19 protein-coding genes are annotated in these 15,640 nt (G+C 55.6%); 11 read left to right on the top strand and 8 right to left on the bottom strand.

What is annotated here, in order from left to right:
- Nucleotides 1-8: 8 nt before the first annotated feature.
- The 6 genes from ibaG to mlaF form a co-directional block, all read right to left on the bottom strand.
- Nucleotides 9-266 carry a BolA family iron metabolism protein IbaG gene (gene ibaG / locus HFD97_RS11495; protein ID WP_009092456.1) on the bottom strand — a complete coding sequence of 86 codons (258 nt, stop codon included), beginning with the start codon at nucleotides 264-266 and terminating at the stop codon, nucleotides 9-11.
- A gap of 113 nt (nucleotides 267-379) precedes the next feature.
- Nucleotides 380-685 carry a lipid asymmetry maintenance protein MlaB gene (mlaB, locus tag HFD97_RS11500; RefSeq protein WP_046101075.1) on the bottom strand — a complete coding sequence of 102 codons (306 nt, stop codon included), beginning with the start codon at nucleotides 683-685 and terminating at the stop codon, nucleotides 380-382.
- The gene (gene mlaC, locus HFD97_RS11505; RefSeq protein WP_009092458.1) at nucleotides 685-1,320 is read right to left on the bottom strand and encodes a phospholipid-binding protein MlaC; all 636 of its coding nucleotides are present in this window, start codon (nucleotides 1,318-1,320) and stop codon (nucleotides 685-687) included. Before mlaC ends, mlaB begins: the two co-directional genes overlap by 1 nt.
- Before the next feature lie 15 nt (nucleotides 1,321-1,335).
- Nucleotides 1,336-1,881, bottom strand: a complete 546-nt coding sequence (gene mlaD / locus HFD97_RS11510) for an outer membrane lipid asymmetry maintenance protein MlaD (protein WP_009092459.1) — start codon at nucleotides 1,879-1,881, stop codon at nucleotides 1,336-1,338.
- A 4-nt stretch (nucleotides 1,882-1,885) separates the two neighbouring features.
- Nucleotides 1,886-2,668, bottom strand: a complete 783-nt coding sequence (gene mlaE / locus HFD97_RS11515) for a lipid asymmetry maintenance ABC transporter permease subunit MlaE (protein ID WP_009092460.1) — start codon at nucleotides 2,666-2,668, stop codon at nucleotides 1,886-1,888.
- A 4-nt stretch (nucleotides 2,669-2,672) separates the two neighbouring features.
- Nucleotides 2,673-3,488: a phospholipid ABC transporter ATP-binding protein MlaF gene (gene mlaF / locus HFD97_RS11520; RefSeq protein ID WP_046101074.1), complete on the bottom strand. Its 816-nt coding sequence runs from the start codon at nucleotides 3,486-3,488 to the stop codon at nucleotides 2,673-2,675.
- Nucleotides 3,489-3,714: 226 nt separating this feature from the next.
- Between mlaF and HFD97_RS11525 the strand changes: the two genes are divergently transcribed.
- The 11 genes from HFD97_RS11525 to npr all read left to right on the top strand — a co-directional run bounded on the left by HFD97_RS11525 (nucleotide 3,715) and on the right by npr (nucleotide 11,693).
- Complete coding sequence (locus HFD97_RS11525) at nucleotides 3,715-4,695, top strand: calcium/sodium antiporter (protein ID WP_167431931.1); 981 nt, start codon at nucleotides 3,715-3,717, stop codon at nucleotides 4,693-4,695.
- A gap of 16 nt (nucleotides 4,696-4,711) precedes the next feature.
- Nucleotides 4,712-5,695, top strand: a complete 984-nt coding sequence (kdsD, locus tag HFD97_RS11530; RefSeq protein ID WP_009092463.1) for an arabinose-5-phosphate isomerase KdsD — start codon at nucleotides 4,712-4,714, stop codon at nucleotides 5,693-5,695.
- A gap of 13 nt (nucleotides 5,696-5,708) precedes the next feature.
- Entirely contained in the window at nucleotides 5,709-6,275 is a 567-nt protein-coding gene (gene kdsC, locus HFD97_RS11535; protein WP_009092464.1) for a 3-deoxy-manno-octulosonate-8-phosphatase KdsC, read from the top strand.
- A complete protein-coding gene (gene lptC, locus HFD97_RS11540; RefSeq protein WP_009092465.1) occupies nucleotides 6,272-6,844 on the top strand; it encodes an LPS export ABC transporter periplasmic protein LptC in 573 nt (190 codons plus the stop codon). Before kdsC ends, lptC begins: the two co-directional genes overlap by 4 nt.
- Entirely contained in the window at nucleotides 6,819-7,370 is a 552-nt protein-coding gene (gene lptA, locus HFD97_RS11545) for a lipopolysaccharide ABC transporter substrate-binding protein LptA (protein ID WP_033736432.1), read from the top strand. Before lptC ends, lptA begins: the two co-directional genes overlap by 26 nt.
- A gap of 5 nt (nucleotides 7,371-7,375) precedes the next feature.
- Nucleotides 7,376-8,101: an LPS export ABC transporter ATP-binding protein gene (gene lptB / locus HFD97_RS11550; protein ID WP_009092467.1), complete on the top strand. Its 726-nt coding sequence runs from the start codon at nucleotides 7,376-7,378 to the stop codon at nucleotides 8,099-8,101.
- Nucleotides 8,102-8,149: 48 nt separating this feature from the next.
- Nucleotides 8,150-9,583: an RNA polymerase factor sigma-54 gene (gene rpoN, locus HFD97_RS11555; RefSeq protein WP_009092468.1), complete on the top strand. Its 1,434-nt coding sequence runs from the start codon at nucleotides 8,150-8,152 to the stop codon at nucleotides 9,581-9,583.
- A gap of 21 nt (nucleotides 9,584-9,604) precedes the next feature.
- A complete protein-coding gene (hpf, locus tag HFD97_RS11560; protein WP_009092471.1) occupies nucleotides 9,605-9,892 on the top strand; it encodes a ribosome hibernation promoting factor in 288 nt (95 codons plus the stop codon).
- 150 nt (nucleotides 9,893-10,042) lie between these two features.
- The gene (gene ptsN / locus HFD97_RS11565) at nucleotides 10,043-10,522 is read left to right on the top strand and encodes a PTS IIA-like nitrogen regulatory protein PtsN (protein ID WP_009092473.1); all 480 of its coding nucleotides are present in this window, start codon (nucleotides 10,043-10,045) and stop codon (nucleotides 10,520-10,522) included.
- A gap of 47 nt (nucleotides 10,523-10,569) precedes the next feature.
- A complete protein-coding gene (rapZ, locus tag HFD97_RS11570; RefSeq protein ID WP_003851114.1) occupies nucleotides 10,570-11,424 on the top strand; it encodes an RNase adapter RapZ in 855 nt (284 codons plus the stop codon).
- Entirely contained in the window at nucleotides 11,421-11,693 is a 273-nt protein-coding gene (npr, locus tag HFD97_RS11575; protein WP_009092474.1) for a PTS phosphocarrier protein NPr, read from the top strand. Before rapZ ends, npr begins: the two co-directional genes overlap by 4 nt.
- Nucleotides 11,694-11,695: 2 nt before the next feature.
- On the opposite strand, the gene mtgA is transcribed toward npr, so the two are convergent.
- Nucleotides 11,696-12,415: a monofunctional biosynthetic peptidoglycan transglycosylase gene (gene mtgA, locus HFD97_RS11580; RefSeq protein WP_167431930.1), complete on the bottom strand. Its 720-nt coding sequence runs from the start codon at nucleotides 12,413-12,415 to the stop codon at nucleotides 11,696-11,698.
- 886 nt (nucleotides 12,416-13,301) lie between these two features.
- Nucleotides 13,302-15,635, bottom strand: a complete 2,334-nt coding sequence (gene arcB / locus HFD97_RS11585) for an aerobic respiration two-component sensor histidine kinase ArcB (protein WP_150028730.1) — start codon at nucleotides 15,633-15,635, stop codon at nucleotides 13,302-13,304.
- Nucleotides 15,636-15,640 lie beyond the last annotated feature (5 nt).

Raw genomic sequence — 15,640 nt, forward strand, 5'->3', positions numbered from 1 at the left:
CTGAGGGCTCAGAAACCGTTGAGTTTACGGTCGCGCGCCCATTCAGCGGGAGTATAGGTTTTGATAGAGACAGCATGGATGCGGTTGTCCGCGATGTATTCCATTAGCGGCGCGTAGACAGCCTGCTGTTTTTTCACGCGGCTCAGCTCGCCAAACAGTTCGCCTACGGCGATCACCTGAAAATGGCTGCCATCGTTGCTCATCACATGCACTTCATCTAAAGGCAGCGCTGCCATCAGCACGGCCTGAATTTCACTGTTTTCCATTGTGCTTAACTTCACTTAATAATAATAAGGCTGACATAGTAGAGGAAAGCGGCTGACTCTTAAATACGCAAAAGCCCCTGTTGAAAACAGGGGCTTAGCATAACAAGCGGAAATCAGGCGCTTTTATCCGCAGAAACAATAATCTGTTGCAGATTGTAAAGCGTAATCAGCGACTGCAGTTTGTCGCTGATACCGGCAAAGCGCGGGGTGCTCCCCTGCGCCCGTGCGATTTCCCGCAGGTGCACCAGCAGAGCGAGGCCGGAAGAGTCAACCCGGTTCAGCGCCGCGACGTCGATCGTCTCGACGCCGCGAATCAGCGTTTCACGCTGCTGCCAGAGGCCCATCAGGGTGTCGCGATCCAGCTCGCCTTTCAGTAATAGCGTGCTGGCTTCGCGCTCCCAGCGTAACGATTCGTGCATTATTGTTGTTTATCCAGCGTGATTGGCTGTGACGCAGACGATTTGAGCTGCGCCGTCAGACCATCGATACCTTTGGTCCGTAACAGATCGCTCCACTCATTCTGTTTGGTGGTGATCATGCTGACGCCTTCGGCAATCATGTCATAAGCCTGCCAGTTGCCAGTCTGGCTGTTTTTACGCCACTGAAAGTCGAGGCGAACCGGCGGACGGCCATTAGGATCGATGATAGTGACGCGAATCGCCACAATTTTGGCGTCGCCCAGCGGCTGCTCAGGCTGGATCTGGTAGCTCTGGCCGTTGTAGAGGGCCAGTGCCTGACCATAAGCCTGGGCCAGATAGTCGCCAAAAGCGCTGAAGTAAGCTTCGCGCTGGGCCGGTGTTGAGTCACGATAGTAGCGACCCAGCACTAATGCGCCCGCATATTTGATCTGCACGTAAGGCAGCAGTTCCTGACGCACAATCTGACGCAGGTAGTTGGGGTCCTGCTTGATTTTTGGCTGCTCATTTTTCAGACGGCTGAAGGTCTTTTGCGCCGCTTCGTTCATCAGCTTGTAGGGATTGCTCTGGTCGGCTGCCGTTGCCGTCAGCGGGACCGCAACCACCAGCATGGCAATCATCAGTAAACGTTTAAACATGGTATGCCCTCTTCTTTAAGGTTGAGCCGGTTCCGCAGGCGCGGCACTGCTGCCATCCTGCGCATCCTTGCCCTCGTTTTTTTGTTTGTTGTCGCCGCTCTTGTAAAGGAACTGACCGATCAGATCTTCAAGCACCATCGCCGATTTGGTGTCGCGCAGCGTATCGCCATCTTTCAGCATCGCCGAACCGAGCTCAGGGTCGTCAAAGCCTAAGTTAAGCGCCAGGAACTGCTCACCCAGCAGACCCTGGGTGCGAATTGCCAGCGAACTGGTGTCTGAAATTTTATTCGCGTACTGATCGCTGATCTCCATCGTGACGCGCGGCAGCAGGGTCTTCGGTTCAAGCTCGATATCCGTCACCCGGCCAATCACTACGCCGCCGATTTTGACCGGCGAACTGGCTTTGAGGCCGCCAATATTGTCAAAGGTCGCGTAGAGTTTCCACGTCGGCTCCGTGCCCATTGACTTCAGGTCGGCGACGCGCAGACAGAGGAACAGCGCGGCGATCAGCGCCATAATCATAAAAATGCCAACCCAGATTTCGCTTTTTTTGCTTTGCATTGCATCAATTCCCAAACATCAGTGCTGTCAGCACAAAATCCAACCCGAGTACCGCCAGAGAGGCGTGTACGACGGTACGCGTTGTCGCGCGACTGATCCCTTCGGAAGTGGGAATCGCGTCATAGCCATTAAAAAGAGCAATCCAGGTCACCGTCACGGCAAAGACGGCACTTTTGATCAGGCAGTTCACCACGTCGGTACGGAAATCGACCGCGTTCTGCATCGCCGACCAGAAGAAGCCGGGATCGATCCCCTTCCAGCTCACCCCCACCAGCGCACCGCCCGCGATCCCGACCGCCGTGAAGATGAGTGCCAGCAGCGGCATGCTGATAAAGCCCGCCCAGAAACGGGGCGACACCACCCGGCGTAACGGATCGACCGCCATCATTTCCATACTGGAGAGCTGCTCGGTGGCTTTCATCAGGCCGATTTCCGCCGTCAGCGCCGAGCCCGCCCGGCCGGCAAACAGCAGTGCGGTCACCACCGGTCCCAGCTCTCGCAGCAGCGACAGGGCCACCAGCATACCCAGACTGGTTTCGGCGCCATAGGTGGTCAGCACCAGATAGCCCTGCAGCCCGAGAACCATGCCAATGAAGAGACCCGATACCACAATAATCAGGAGCGACAGCACGCCAACGCTGTAGAGCTGTTTGATCAGTAGCGGCGTGTGTCTGCGAAACGCCGGTTTTCCTACCAGCGCGTGAAACAGCATTAATCCTGCGCGTCCAAAACTGGCGCACGTTTCAATTCCCTGACGACCAAACGACGCCAGCGCCTTCAAGACCATCTGTTTAGTTACTCCGTGAGCCGGTTAAATCAGCGAGATAATCGCCGGCAGGAAAACGGAATGGAACCGGACCATCCGCATCGCCATCAATAAACTGGCGCACGCGCGGGTCGTTATTCTCTCGCAGTTCCGGCGTGGTGCCGTGTGCGATAATTTTTTGTCCGGCCACAATATAGGCATAGTCCGCAATGCTCAGTACTTCCGGTACGTCATGCGAGACCACGATGCAGGTCAGGCCCAGCGCATGGTTCAGTTCATCAATGAGTTTGACCAGCACGCCCATGGTAATCGGATCCTGACCGACGAAGGGCTCATCAAACATGATGAGTTCCGGCTCCAGCGCAATAGCGCGCGCCAGGGCCACACGTCGCGCCATTCCGCCTGACAGCTCTGCGGGCTTCAGCTGGGCCGCGCCCCGCAGGCCCACCGCCTCCAGCTTCATCAGCACCGTGCTGTGCAGCAGCGGCTCAGGCAGTCGCGTATGTTCACGCAGCGGCCACGCAACGTTTTCATAAACCGTTAAGTCTGTAAACAGCGCACCCGACTGGAACAGCATGCTCATCTTTTTACGCGCTTCATACAGTCTGGCGCGCGATAATGACGGAATGTTTTCGCCACGGAAAAAAATCTCGCCGCGGGTCGGCTGAAGTTGCCCCCCAATCAAGCGTAGCAGAGTGGTTTTTCCGATCCCCGATGGCCCCATAATCGCGGTCACTTTGCCTTTCGGCACGGTCAGCGAGATGTCATCAAAGATGGTGCGATCTCCGCGCGAAAAACTCACGCCACGAACCTCAACCAGATTCGTTTGCTGCTGGGTCATTATTACCTCTTGTAAGGATCGGGCGTAAACATGGGGTACGATGGTAGCCTGTTCGGTCCTGATTCACGATAGCTTTACAGAAACTTACCGCTAAGATTTGGCGAAAATGGTCATTAAATTTACTTTTGCCCCTGAGGCGGTCAAAATCAGCGCCTGTCTCGCCAAACAGAATTTTAAACCGGCCGGGAACGCATTGCCGGCCTGAGTTTTTACGCAAGGATTTTTCATGTTCGTAGCTTCTGCACTGTTGATTATCGGTTTGCTTTTACTGGCTTATGGTGCCGATCGTCTGGTGTTTAGCGCCTCAATATTATGCCGCTCTCTGGGCATTCCGCCGCTGATTATCGGCATGACCGTGGTCAGCATCGGCACCTCGCTGCCGGAGATGATCCTCTCCTTTTCGGCAGCGCAGCATGGCCAGATGGATCTCGCTGTGGGCACCGCCCTCGGCTCGAATATTACGAACATTTTACTGATTCTGGGTGCCGCTGCGCTTATGCACCCGCTGAGTGTGCATTCTAATCTGATTCGCCGCGAACTGCCGCTGATGTTGCTGGTCACCCTGCTCAGCGGTTTTATGCTGTTTGACAATCAGCTTAGTCGACTGGATGGAATTGGCCTGATCGCGATTGCCGCGATTTATCTTCTGGTGGTGATTCGCATCGCGCGCAAGGCCGAACGGGACAATAACGACACCCTGACCCGCGAGCAGCTGGCCGAGTTGCCCCGTGAAGAGAGCGGCAACACGGTGGCCTTTCTCTGGCTCGCCGTTGCGCTGATCATCCTGCCGATGTCGACACGCATGGTGATCGACAACGCTACGGCCTTTGCCGACTACTTTGGCGTCAGTGAGCTGGTGATGGGCCTGACGCTGATTGCCGTGGGCACCAGCCTGCCTGAGCTGGCAACGGTCATCGCCGGTGCACTGAAAGGCGAAGATGATATCGCGATCGGTAATCTGGTCGGTGCCAACATTTATAATATTGCCATCGTGCTTGGCCTGCCGGCGCTGATCCACCCCGGCAGCATTGACTATCACGCTTTCGCTCGTGACTACTGGGTGATGCTCGGCGTGAGTGCGCTCTTTGCCCTGCTCTGCCTGCTACGGCGCAGCCGTGTTGGCCGAACGGCAGGCCTGATTTTACTCTGTGGTTTCTTCGTCTGGGTGACGCTGCTGTGGATGCAGCCGGCGTTCATGGACGGCTAACAAGGACAGACTCACTATGTCACATCAGCAACCAACAGCATTCGACTTCCAGCAGGTGGGAAAAACCGTCCTGCGCATTGAGCGTGAAGGGCTGGAACAGCTCGATCAATATATCAATGAGGACTTTGCCCGCGCCTGCGCCCTGATCTATGCCTGCCAGGGTAAGGTGGTGGTGATGGGCATGGGGAAGTCAGGTCACGTCGGCAAGAAAATGGCGGCGACCTTTGCCAGCACCGGCACGCCCGCCTTTTTTGTGCATCCGGGCGAAGCCAGCCACGGCGATCTGGGCATGGTGAGCAAAAATGATGTGGTCATCGCCATCTCTAACAGCGGGGAGTCGAACGAGATTCTCGCCCTGATTCCGGTGCTGAAGCGCCAGCACATTACGCTGATCTGCATGACCGGACGGCCTGACAGCGCGATGGGACGGGCTGCCGACGTGCATCTCTGCGTCCACGTTCCTCAGGAAGCCTGCCCGCTGGGCCTGGCCCCGACCAGCAGTACCACCGCCACGCTGGTGATGGGTGATGCTCTGGCGGTTTCGCTGCTGGAAGCGCGGGGATTTACAGCGGAGGATTTCGCCCTCTCCCACCCCGGCGGTGCGCTGGGCCGCAAACTGCTGCTGCATGTGGCCGATATCATGCACAGTGGCGATGCGCTGCCGCATGTCACCCGTGACGCCTCACTGCGCGATGCGCTGCTGGAGATTACCCGCAAAAACCTCGGTCTGACGGTGATCGTTGACGACCTGATGAAAATCGAAGGGATTTTTACTGATGGTGACCTGCGCCGCATCTTTGATATGGGCATCGATTTTCAGCGTGCCACCATCGGGGAAGTGATGACGCCAGGGGGCATCCGCGTCCGGCCAAACATGCTGGCGGTGGACGCCCTGAACCTGATGCAGACCAAAAACATTACGTCGATTCTGGTGGCCGATGACGACCATCTGCTCGGTGTGGTACATATGCATGACATGCTGCGCGCTGGCGTAGTCTGAACAGGAAGAGAAAATGCAACAGGCAACTCCCCCGATTGACACCTGCTACGGCCCGGTCAGTGCTGAGGTTATGGCGCGCGCCAGTCGCATTCGTCTGCTGATCTGCGACGTGGACGGCGTGATGTCCGACGGGGTGATCTACATGGGAAATAACGGTGAAGAGCTTAAGGCGTTCAACGTGCGGGATGGCTATGGCGTGCGCTGCCTGCTGACCTCAGATGTGGAAGTGGCTATTATTACCGGCCGCAATGCCCGTCTGATGGAAGATCGCTGCAAAACGCTCGGCATCCGTCATCTTTATCAGGGACAATCGGATAAGCTTTTGGCCTATCGCGAACTTCTGGATAAACTGTCTCTTTCCGACGACCAGGTCGCCTATATCGGCGATGACCTGATCGACTGGCCGGTCATGGCGAAGGTGGGATTGAGCGTGGCGGTGGCGGATGCACATCCTATCCTGTTGCCGCGCGCAGACTATGTTACCCGTATCGCCGGTGGACGCGGTGCGGTTCGTGAAGTCTGCGATCTGATCTTAATGGCGCAGAACAAATTTGAGGATGCCAAAGGGCAATCAGTATGAGTAAAAGCAGGCGTTGGATAACGCTGATTCTGACCTTGATTGCACTGGTTTTGATCGGCTGGAATCTTACCAATAAGGATGACGATGGGATGCCCGTCGGGACAGACAGTCAGTCTCCGACCTACACCAGTGCGGATTCGCACACGGTGGTTTACAACCCGCAGGGCGCGCTGTCCTATAAACTGGTCTCAGACAAAGTGACCTATTTCTCGGATGACGAACTGAGCTGGTTCGAGCATCCGGTGATGACCACCTATGATGAGAACAAAATCCCGACCTGGACGTTACGCGCGGATAAGGCAAAGCTCACCAAAGATCGTATGCTTTATCTTTATGGCCATGTTGAGCTCAACACGCTGACGCAGGATTCTCAGCTGGAGCGGATCAAAACAGATAACGCGCAGATCAATCTGGTGACCCAGGACGTTACCTCGGATGACCAGGTGACATTGTATGGCCGCAGCTTTAACTCCACCGGCATGAAAATGCGCGGCAATTTACGGACAAAAAACGCCGAGTTAATCGAGAAGGTCAAAACCTCTTATGAAATTCAAAATGAACAAAAATAGCCTGAAGCTTTTACTGGCCAGCGTGCTGCTGGCGACCAGCGTTCCGGCGCTGGCCCTGACCGGTGACTCGGACAAACCCGTTAATATTGACTCGCAGAATCAGGCGCTGGATTTACAGGGCAATGTCGCGACCTTTACCGGTAACGTCATTGTGACGCAGGGCACCATCAAAATTACGGCAGATAAAGTCGTGGTCACCCGTCCGGGCGGCGACAGTAAGAAAACCATCGTCGACGCCTACGGTAATCCTGCCACCTTCTATCAGATGCAGGACAGCGGCAAACCGGTTCAGGGCCACGCCGCAAAACTGCATTACGAACTGGCCAACGATTTCGTTGAACTGACCGGCAATGCGTTTATTGAGCAGCAGGACAGCAACATCAAAGGCGATCGCATCACCTACCTGGTGAAAGAGCAGAAGATGCAGGCTTTCAGCCAGGGCCAGAACAAGCGCGTCACCACCGTACTGGTGCCGTCGCAACTTCAGGATAAAGCGTCGTCCAACAGCGAGAAGAAGAGTAACTGATAGCTATGGCCACATTAATCGCAGAAAACCTGGCGAAGGCCTACAAAGGCCGTCGCGTGGTAGAAGATGTCAGTCTGCAGGTGAAATCCGGCGAGATTGTCGGCCTGCTGGGCCCGAACGGTGCCGGTAAAACCACCACGTTTTACATGGTGGTCGGCATCGTGCCGCGTGACGCGGGCCGTATCGTGATTGACGATGAAGATATCAGCATCCTGCCGCTGCATGCGCGTGCGCGTCGTGGCATCGGCTATCTGCCGCAGGAGGCTTCCATTTTCCGTCGCCTCAGCGTTTACGATAACCTGATGGCGGTGCTGCAGATCCGTGACGATCTGACCGAAGAGCAACGCCAGGATCGCGCCCGCGAGCTGATGGAAGAGTTCCACATTGAGCACCTGCGCGACAGCATGGGCCAGGCCCTCTCCGGCGGCGAACGCCGCCGTGTTGAGATCGCGCGTGCGCTGGCCGCCAATCCGAAATTCATTCTGCTGGATGAGCCTTTTGCCGGTGTTGACCCTATCTCCGTTATCGACATTAAGAAGATCATTGAGCATCTGCGTGACAGCGGCCTCGGCGTGCTGATTACCGACCATAACGTGCGTGAAACGTTAGCGGTCTGTGAGCGGGCCTATATCGTCAGCCAGGGCCACCTGATCGCGCACGGCACACCCAATGAAATTCTTGCGGATGAGCAGGTTAAGCGGGTTTATTTGGGTGAAGAGTTCAGACTCTGATAAGGTGTCGTTAAGACCGCTATTTACCTGGGAACTATCATCCTGTCTATGAAGCAAGGCTTACAACTCAGGTTCAGCCAACAGCTGGCAATGACTCCCCAACTGCAGCAGGCGATTCGTCTGCTGCAGCTCTCTACGCTTGAACTCCAGCAGGAGCTACAGCTGGCGCTGGAAAGTAATCCCCTGCTTGAGCAGACGGACCCGCACGACGAGATCGACTCCCGGGACGCTGCAGAAGCGGAGGCGCTGGATACCCGCGAAGCGCTTGAGCAAAAAGAGATGCCCGATGAACTGCCGCTGGATGCCACCTGGGATGAGATCTACACCGCTGGCACACCTTCCGGCACCGGAACGGACTATCAGGATGATGAGCTACCGGTCTACCAGGGTGAAACGACGCAGTCCCTGCAGGATTATCTGATGTGGCAGGTCGGCCTGACGCCGTTCAGTGATACCGATCGCGCGATTGCGACCTCTATCGTCGATGCTATCGATGACACCGGATATCTCACCGTTTCGCTTGAGGAGATCCTCGACAGTATCGGCAATGACGAGCTGGAGGTGGATGAGGTTGAAGCGGTGCTGAAACGCATCCAGCGCTTTGACCCGATTGGCGTGGGTGCGCGCGATCTGCGCGACTGCCTGCTGGTTCAGCTGTCACAATATGCACCCGACACGCCCATGCTGACCGAAGCACGTCTGATTGTCAGTGAGCATCTCGACCTGCTGGCCAACCACGACTTCCGTAGCCTGATGCGGGTAACGCGCCTCAAAGAAGAGGTGCTGAAAGAGGCGATGCTGCTGATTCAGTCGCTGGACCCGCGTCCCGGCCAGTCGATCAACACCGGCGAACCGGAATATGTGATTCCCGATGTGCTGGTGCGCAAGGTCGGCAGCCGCTGGACGGTTGAACTCAACGCCGACAGCCTGCCCCGCCTGAAGATCAATCAGCACTATGCGGCGATGGGCGGCACCACGCGTAACGACAGCGACACGCAGTTTATTCGCAGCAACCTGCAGGAAGCACGCTGGCTGATTAAGAGTCTGGAAAGCCGCAATGATACACTGCTGAAAGTGACGCGCTGTATCGTTGAGCAGCAGCAGGCGTTTTTCGAGCAGGGCGAAGAGTTTATGCGCCCGATGGTCCTGGCTGATATCGCTCAGGCCGTTGAGATGCACGAATCGACTATCTCCCGCGTGACCACGCAGAAGTATCTGCACAGTCCGCGCGGTATTTTTGAACTGAAGTACTTTTTCTCCAGCCACGTCAACACGGAAGGGGGCGGCGAAGCCTCCTCTACCGCGATTCGTGCGCTGGTGAAAAAATTAATTTCGGCGGAAAATCCAGCCAAACCCTTGAGCGACAGTAAACTGACCTCCATGTTGTCCGATCAGGGGATCATGGTGGCACGGCGTACCGTCGCAAAATATCGTGAGTCTTTATCCATCCCGCCATCGAACCAGCGTAAACAGCTGGTTTGACAGAAATGAGAAGGAAGACCTATGCAGCTGAACCTGACCGGGCAACACGTTGAAATTACGCCACCACTGCGTGAATTCGTCAGTGCTAAATTTGCCAAACTGGAACACTATTTTGAGCACATCAATCAGGTCTATATTGTCCTGAAAGTTGAGAAAGTCATGCAGGTGGCTGACGCAACACTCCACGTTAACGGTGGCGAGCTGCACGCCACGTCGGAAGCGGAAGATATGTACGCGGCGATTGACGGGCTGATCGACAAGCTCGCCCGTCAGCTGACTAAACATAAAGATAAACTGAAAAAACACTAACCTTCATGCTGGCTACGCGCGCCTGGCGCACTGAGCCGACAGGATGGGGCGGATAATCCGCCCCGTTTTGTCATCTGGCAGGCGTCATTTTCCGTCACGTCAGAAGACGCCGGCGGTGAATGGCCTGGTGAACCCGCAAGTGAAACGATAATGAACAACGATCTTACACTGGAATTGAGCACGGTGCTTTCGCCTGACTGCACACGCAGTGGCGTACACTGCCAGAGCAAAAAACGTGCGCTGGAAATCATCAGCGAACTGGCCGCTAAGCAGCTCAACCTGCCGCACCAGACGCTTTTCGAAGCGATCCTGACGCGTGAGCGTATGGGCAGTACCGGTATCGGCAACGGGATAGCGATCCCGCACGGCAAGCTGGAAGAGGATACGCTGCGCGCGGTCGGGGTCTTTATCAGCCTCGAACAGCCGATTGCGTTTGATGCCGTCGATAACCAGCCGGTCGATCTGCTGTTTGCCTTACTGGTTCCGGCTGACCAGTGCAAAACACACCTGCACACCCTTTCACTGGTGGCAAAGCGTCTGGCCGATAAAACGGTCTGCCGCCGGCTGCGCGCTGCGCAGAGTGATGAAGAGCTTTATGCCATTATTACGGAAAACCAGACAGAGCTGTAACGCGTCTTTACCGGCCGGGTGCCGGTTTTAAAACGGGAGAGAAGGTCATGGTGCTGATGATCGTTAGCGGTCGTTCAGGCTCGGGGAAGTCAGTGGCACTCCGTGCGCTGGAGGATATGGGGTTCTACTGTGTTGATAACCTGCCGGTGGTGCTGCTGCCGGAGTTAGCGAACTCACTGGCAGAGCGGAATATTTCGGCGGCGGTCAGCATCGACGTGCGCAATATGCCTGAATCCCCCGAAATTTTTGAAACCGCACTGAATAATCTGCCCGACTCCTTTTCACCTCAGCTGCTGTTTCTCGACGCCGACCGCAACACGCTGATTCGCCGCTACAGCGATACGCGTCGTCTGCACCCCCTCTCCAGCAAAAATCTGTCGCTGGAGAGCGCTATTGATGAAGAGAGCGATCTGCTGGAGCCGCTGCGTTCGCGCGCCGATCTGATCATTGATACGTCAGAGATGTCGGTGCATGAGCTGGCCGAGATGCTGCGCACCCGCCTGCTGGGCAAGCGTGAACGCGAGCTGACCATGGTATTTGAATCCTTTGGTTTCAAACATGGCATCCCTATCGACGCGGACTACGTGTTTGACGTGCGCTTTCTGCCCAATCCCCACTGGGATCCGAAACTGCGCCCGATGACCGGCCTCGATCGTCCGGTCGCGGCCTTCCTCGACCGCCACACGGAAGTGCATAATTTTATCTACCAGACACGCAGCTATCTTGAACTCTGGCTGCCGATGCTGGAGACCAACAACCGTAGCTATCTTACCGTGGCGATTGGCTGTACCGGCGGTAAACACCGCTCAGTCTATATCGCCGAGCAGCTGGCGGACTATTTCCGCTCGCGCGGTAAGAATGTACAGTCACGCCATCGCACGCTGGAAAAGCGCAAATCATGACCGTCAGACAAACTGTAGAAATCAAAAATAAGCTGGGCATGCATGCCCGTCCGGCGATGAAGTTGTTTGAGCTGGTGCAGAGCTTCGATGCCGAAGTGTTACTGCGCAACGAGGCAGGCACCGAAGCCGAGGCCAGCAGCGTGATCGCCCTGCTGATGCTCGACTCGGCAAAAGGGGGACACATTGAGATTGAAGCCAGCGGGCCGGAAGAGGTCCCGGCGCTGGCTGCGGTCATTGAGTTGTTTGAAGCGGGCTTTGATGAAGAGTAAGGTCAGTTAAGCTGATTACGCTGTAAAAAGCCCTCTCCGCCCAGCTGACGCATCTGGCGCAGTATCCACTGCTGCCGCGACCTGACATAGCCTGAAGGCGCGGCGGCACGGTAACGAATCGGATTCGGCAGGACCGCCGCCAGTAAAGCAGCATCGGCCGCAGTGAGCCGGCTGGCAGGTTTGTGGAAATAGTGCTGTGACGCGGCCTCCACACCAAAGATGCCCGGCCCGAACTCCGCGATATTGAGATAGACGGTCAGAATACGCCGCTTCGTCCAGACCGTCTCAATCCCCACCGTGAGACCCGCTTCCAGCCCCTTACGGATCCAGCTGCGACCATCCCAGAGAAAGAGATTCTTCGCGGTCTGTTGTGACAGCGTGGACGCTCCGCGCATCCGGCTGTCGCTGTTATCCAGCACCGATTCAATCGCCGCCACATCAAAGCCCCAGTGCGTGGGAAACTTTTGATCCTCAGAAGCGATAACGGCCAGCCCCATCCATGGCGAGATCTCATCATGTCCGACCCAGTCTGAATGCGCCACATAACTGAAATCACCGCGCAACCACGCCCCCACCTGTCGCTCCACCATCACTGCGGAGAAGGGCACCGGTAAAAACGAAAAGAGTAAAATGCCGGTCAGCCACACGCCCAGCCAGACCAGCAGGAGACGGCCGGCAATCCGTCTGATACGCCGTCCGGCGCTTCCTTTATGCTTGTTCATGCAATCTTCCCATACCTGTTTCAGACGTTAATCAATTACTCATGTAATCACTGCCAGAAAAATCGCCTTTTTGCGATTTTCGGTGAAAATGAACGGTGCGTTTCCAGACTTCATGCACCTATTTTGCATCAACATGCGGCAACAGATCGAAATAGTTCAAGGACTTCCGAAAAAAGGAATCGGTTCCATTCATTGCCACTGCTTAGCATCTTTCCAGATAAACACTTAATAATGGGTAATAAACGCCGGTTCAAATCATTCATCAGGCTTAACTGTTATTTTTTTCTGTCATCGCAACGGTTCAATTCTTAACCAGAACTATTCTTATAACGCCTAAATAAACAGCAGCGAATAACGTAAATCCGGTCATAAATGGCCCGGTTTTCGATCCCTGTACCGCTGCGCAGCAGACGCAGAAAAGCCCAAAGAGGGAGAATCATTTCTGCCATTCCGAATCGTTTTGGATCATTCGGTTCATTTCAGGCTGCCGGCTTGCAATATCAGCGCGTTACGCGAACTGTCAGGGCAATTGCGCCTGTGGTTTCGCTTTTACGCTGTATGGTCTCCGTGGCATGGCGCAGCCGCATTAAAAGTACCCAAAAAAGGATAAATCTGATTAAAATAGCAGCAATGCAACACAGAAATTGATTCCTTACTTGACTGTGTTGCCGAATTAATGTTTTCTGTGTTTAAACGCTGCTCAACATCACACATTTTAATGAATCTTGTCACATGAGAAGATGAATTTGCTAAGGTGATGACAGTGTTAACCAATACCCTGCGGCTGCATTAATTATTCAAATCATAGCGGCCGCAACATTTTCCCTGGTGTTGGCGCAGTATTCGCGCACCCCGGCCTCGGCTGGGGTCATTTTTTTCTGCCGTTTCACTTCTCCTGTCCGGCAACCCAGTCGCGCAGAACCTGCACATCGTGTCGCCACTCATGTTTCAGTTCTTCAATCCATTCAACCACGTTGTCCCACCACGCCGGCAGCTCCGGACTCTGGATCTGTTTCGCCAGCATCTGTAAACGCTGCAGCCCGACGGACCCGGCCGCGCCTTTGATTTTGTGCCCCTCTTCCGCAATTCCTTTCTGATCGCGCGCCATCAGATTCGATTCCAGCACCGCAAGATAGTCCGGCATCATCTTCTCAAACATCGTCAGGCTTTGCGTAATCAGCCCCGGACCCACCAGCTCGATATACTGTTCGAGCATGGCGACATCCAGCAGCATCCGGGTTTTGTCATCGCTGACGGCGGGCGTTTCATCGTCCGTTTCTGCCTGATAGTCCCAGTACTTTTTGATCATTGCGGTCAGGGCCGGCACGGCCAGCGGTTTACTGAGCACATCATCCATCCCGGCGTCGAAATACTCTTTTTTATCTTTCAGCACGTTGGCCGTGAGCGCTACCAGCGGAGGCAGGTGCGCGCCCTGATACTGCTGGCGAATCGCACGGGAGACATCCAGCCCGGTCATATCGGGCAGCTGAATATCCAGCAGCACCAGATCGAACTCCAGCGGGTCAAACATCGCCAGAGCCTCGCTGCCGGTCATGGCGACCTCCACGCTGCATCCCAGCTTCTCCAGAACGGAGCGCGCCACAATCACATTCAGTTCAATATCCTCAACCAACAGCACATGCAGCGCAGGCAGAGGCAGGCTGTCGTCGACGCCTTCGTCAATCACTTCTTCTGCGATGCGTGGTGCTTTAATTTCGACGGTGAAGCATGAGCCCTGGCCGGGCGCACTCTGTACGCGGATATCTCCCCCCATCGCCTGGGCCAGACGACGTGAAACCGCCAGCCCGATGCCGGTTCCGGTCGCCGGTTTCCCGCCATGCTGATCTTTAACCTGATAGTACATCGCAAAGATCTTGTCCTGCTCCTCCTGGCGGATACCCATGCCGGAGTCCTGCACCTCAAAGCGCAGTGTTTCGTCCTGCTCATACGCGACGCGCACCACAATCTCGCCCTGCTGGGTGAACTTCACGGCGTTACCGATCAGGTTCCAGAGAATCTGACGCAGACGCGTTCCGTCGGTGGAGATCATGTGAGGCAGCGGCAGTTGCGGCGCGAGCACAAACTTCAGCCCTTTTGGCTGCGCCAGCAGGCCGGAGAGATTCTCTAAATCGGCGAGGAAACCGGTGAAGTCGAGCGGCTGATTATCCAGCTGAACTTTACGACGCTCGATTTTGTCCACCTCAATCACATCGTTGAAGATGTTGCCCAGTGTAATGGCCGAGACGTGGATGGTTTTCAGGTATTTCAGCTGTTCCTGGTTCAGATCGGTATCCAGCAGGATGCGACTCAGGCCGACAATGCCATTAAGCGGCGTACGCAGCTCGTGGCTGATGGTGGAGATAAAGGTGGTCTTTTCCCGGCTGGCGTTCTCTAACGCGTCCTGATAGCGCTTACGCTCGGTGATATCGCGGCCAAAGCCCATCAGCCCGCTGCGTTTGCCGACACGATCGTAATAGGGCACCTTGCGGATCTCAAAACAGGCTTTGCGCCCGTCAGGATATTGCAGCCACTGCTCATAGGTCAGGGAGACATTATGGCGGAACACTTTTTCGTCCGTTTCCAGCACCTTGGTTGCGGCTTCATCATCGTAGATATCGCGCGGCGTCAGGCCAATCAGCTGCTTTTCGCTTTTGCCGGTCAGCAGCTCCATGGCGCGGTTACAGCCGGAGAACTGCTTGTCGATATTGCGATAGAACACCAGGTCAGGTGACGCATCCAGGAAGGAGCGCAGGAAGGATGATTGCTGCTCCAGCTCAATCTGGGCCTGTTCGCGGCGGGTGACCTCTTCGCGCAGCTTGTCCATCACCTGTTCGCGCGCCAGCTCCGCTTTTTTACGATCGCTGATCTCCTGATTCAGCTGGGTGATGGTTTCCTTCATCTGCTGATTGAGTTCCAGGTCGCGGGTGCGCATCTCTTCCAGCTTATCCACCAGCCTTGCCAGCCGCTGCCGCGACTCCTCAAGCTGATCGACCACCACCGACAGAAAATAGACGGCCCAGGGCGTAATCAGCAGGCCAAAGAAGACCGAGCGCACCACATCGATACTCTCGACGTGCCCCCGCAATACCATCGTGACCGCCATCTGGACAATCATCGCCAGCACCACCAGCGCAGAGGCCAGCAGCAGCGAGAACCTGACCAGGCCAAGTTTGACCATTAAATCGACATAGTACTGCGCCAGCAGACGAATCTGTTTCATAACGA

Origin of the sequence: Pantoea sp. EKM103V, assembly GCF_011800365.1 — a bacterium.
GTDB lineage: Bacteria > Pseudomonadota > Gammaproteobacteria > Enterobacterales > Enterobacteriaceae > Pantoea > Pantoea anthophila.

What these genes read in the sequence shown, in the direction of transcription:
- lptA (WP_033736432.1), top strand. Translation starts at nt 6,819, where the DNA reads ATGAAATTCAAAATGAACAAAAATAGCCTGAAGCTTTTACTGGCCAGC.
- mlaC (WP_009092458.1), bottom strand. Translation starts at nt 1,320, where the DNA reads ATGTTTAAACGTTTACTGATGATTGCCATGCTGGTGGTTGCGGTCCCG.
- rpoN (WP_009092468.1), top strand. Translation starts at nt 8,150, where the DNA reads ATGAAGCAAGGCTTACAACTCAGGTTCAGCCAACAGCTGGCAATGACT.
- mtgA (WP_167431930.1), bottom strand. Translation starts at nt 12,415, where the DNA reads ATGAACAAGCATAAAGGAAGCGCCGGACGGCGTATCAGACGGATTGCC.
- lptC (WP_009092465.1), top strand. Translation starts at nt 6,272, where the DNA reads ATGAGTAAAAGCAGGCGTTGGATAACGCTGATTCTGACCTTGATTGCA.
- mlaE (WP_009092460.1), bottom strand. Translation starts at nt 2,668, where the DNA reads ATGGTCTTGAAGGCGCTGGCGTCGTTTGGTCGTCAGGGAATTGAAACG.
- arcB (WP_150028730.1), bottom strand. Translation starts at nt 15,635, where the DNA reads ATGAAACAGATTCGTCTGCTGGCGCAGTACTATGTCGATTTAATGGTC.
- hpf (WP_009092471.1), top strand. Translation starts at nt 9,605, where the DNA reads ATGCAGCTGAACCTGACCGGGCAACACGTTGAAATTACGCCACCACTG.
- npr (WP_009092474.1), top strand. Translation starts at nt 11,421, where the DNA reads ATGACCGTCAGACAAACTGTAGAAATCAAAAATAAGCTGGGCATGCAT.
- mlaD (WP_009092459.1), bottom strand. Translation starts at nt 1,881, where the DNA reads ATGCAAAGCAAAAAAAGCGAAATCTGGGTTGGCATTTTTATGATTATG.
- lptB (WP_009092467.1), top strand. Translation starts at nt 7,376, where the DNA reads ATGGCCACATTAATCGCAGAAAACCTGGCGAAGGCCTACAAAGGCCGT.
- mlaF (WP_046101074.1), bottom strand. Translation starts at nt 3,488, where the DNA reads ATGACCCAGCAGCAAACGAATCTGGTTGAGGTTCGTGGCGTGAGTTTT.
- kdsC (WP_009092464.1), top strand. Translation starts at nt 5,709, where the DNA reads ATGCAACAGGCAACTCCCCCGATTGACACCTGCTACGGCCCGGTCAGT.
- mlaB (WP_046101075.1), bottom strand. Translation starts at nt 685, where the DNA reads ATGCACGAATCGTTACGCTGGGAGCGCGAAGCCAGCACGCTATTACTG.
- rapZ (WP_003851114.1), top strand. Translation starts at nt 10,570, where the DNA reads ATGGTGCTGATGATCGTTAGCGGTCGTTCAGGCTCGGGGAAGTCAGTG.
- ptsN (WP_009092473.1), top strand. Translation starts at nt 10,043, where the DNA reads ATGAACAACGATCTTACACTGGAATTGAGCACGGTGCTTTCGCCTGAC.
- ibaG (WP_009092456.1), bottom strand. Translation starts at nt 266, where the DNA reads ATGGAAAACAGTGAAATTCAGGCCGTGCTGATGGCAGCGCTGCCTTTA.
- HFD97_RS11525 (WP_167431931.1), top strand. Translation starts at nt 3,715, where the DNA reads ATGTTCGTAGCTTCTGCACTGTTGATTATCGGTTTGCTTTTACTGGCT.
- kdsD (WP_009092463.1), top strand. Translation starts at nt 4,712, where the DNA reads ATGTCACATCAGCAACCAACAGCATTCGACTTCCAGCAGGTGGGAAAA.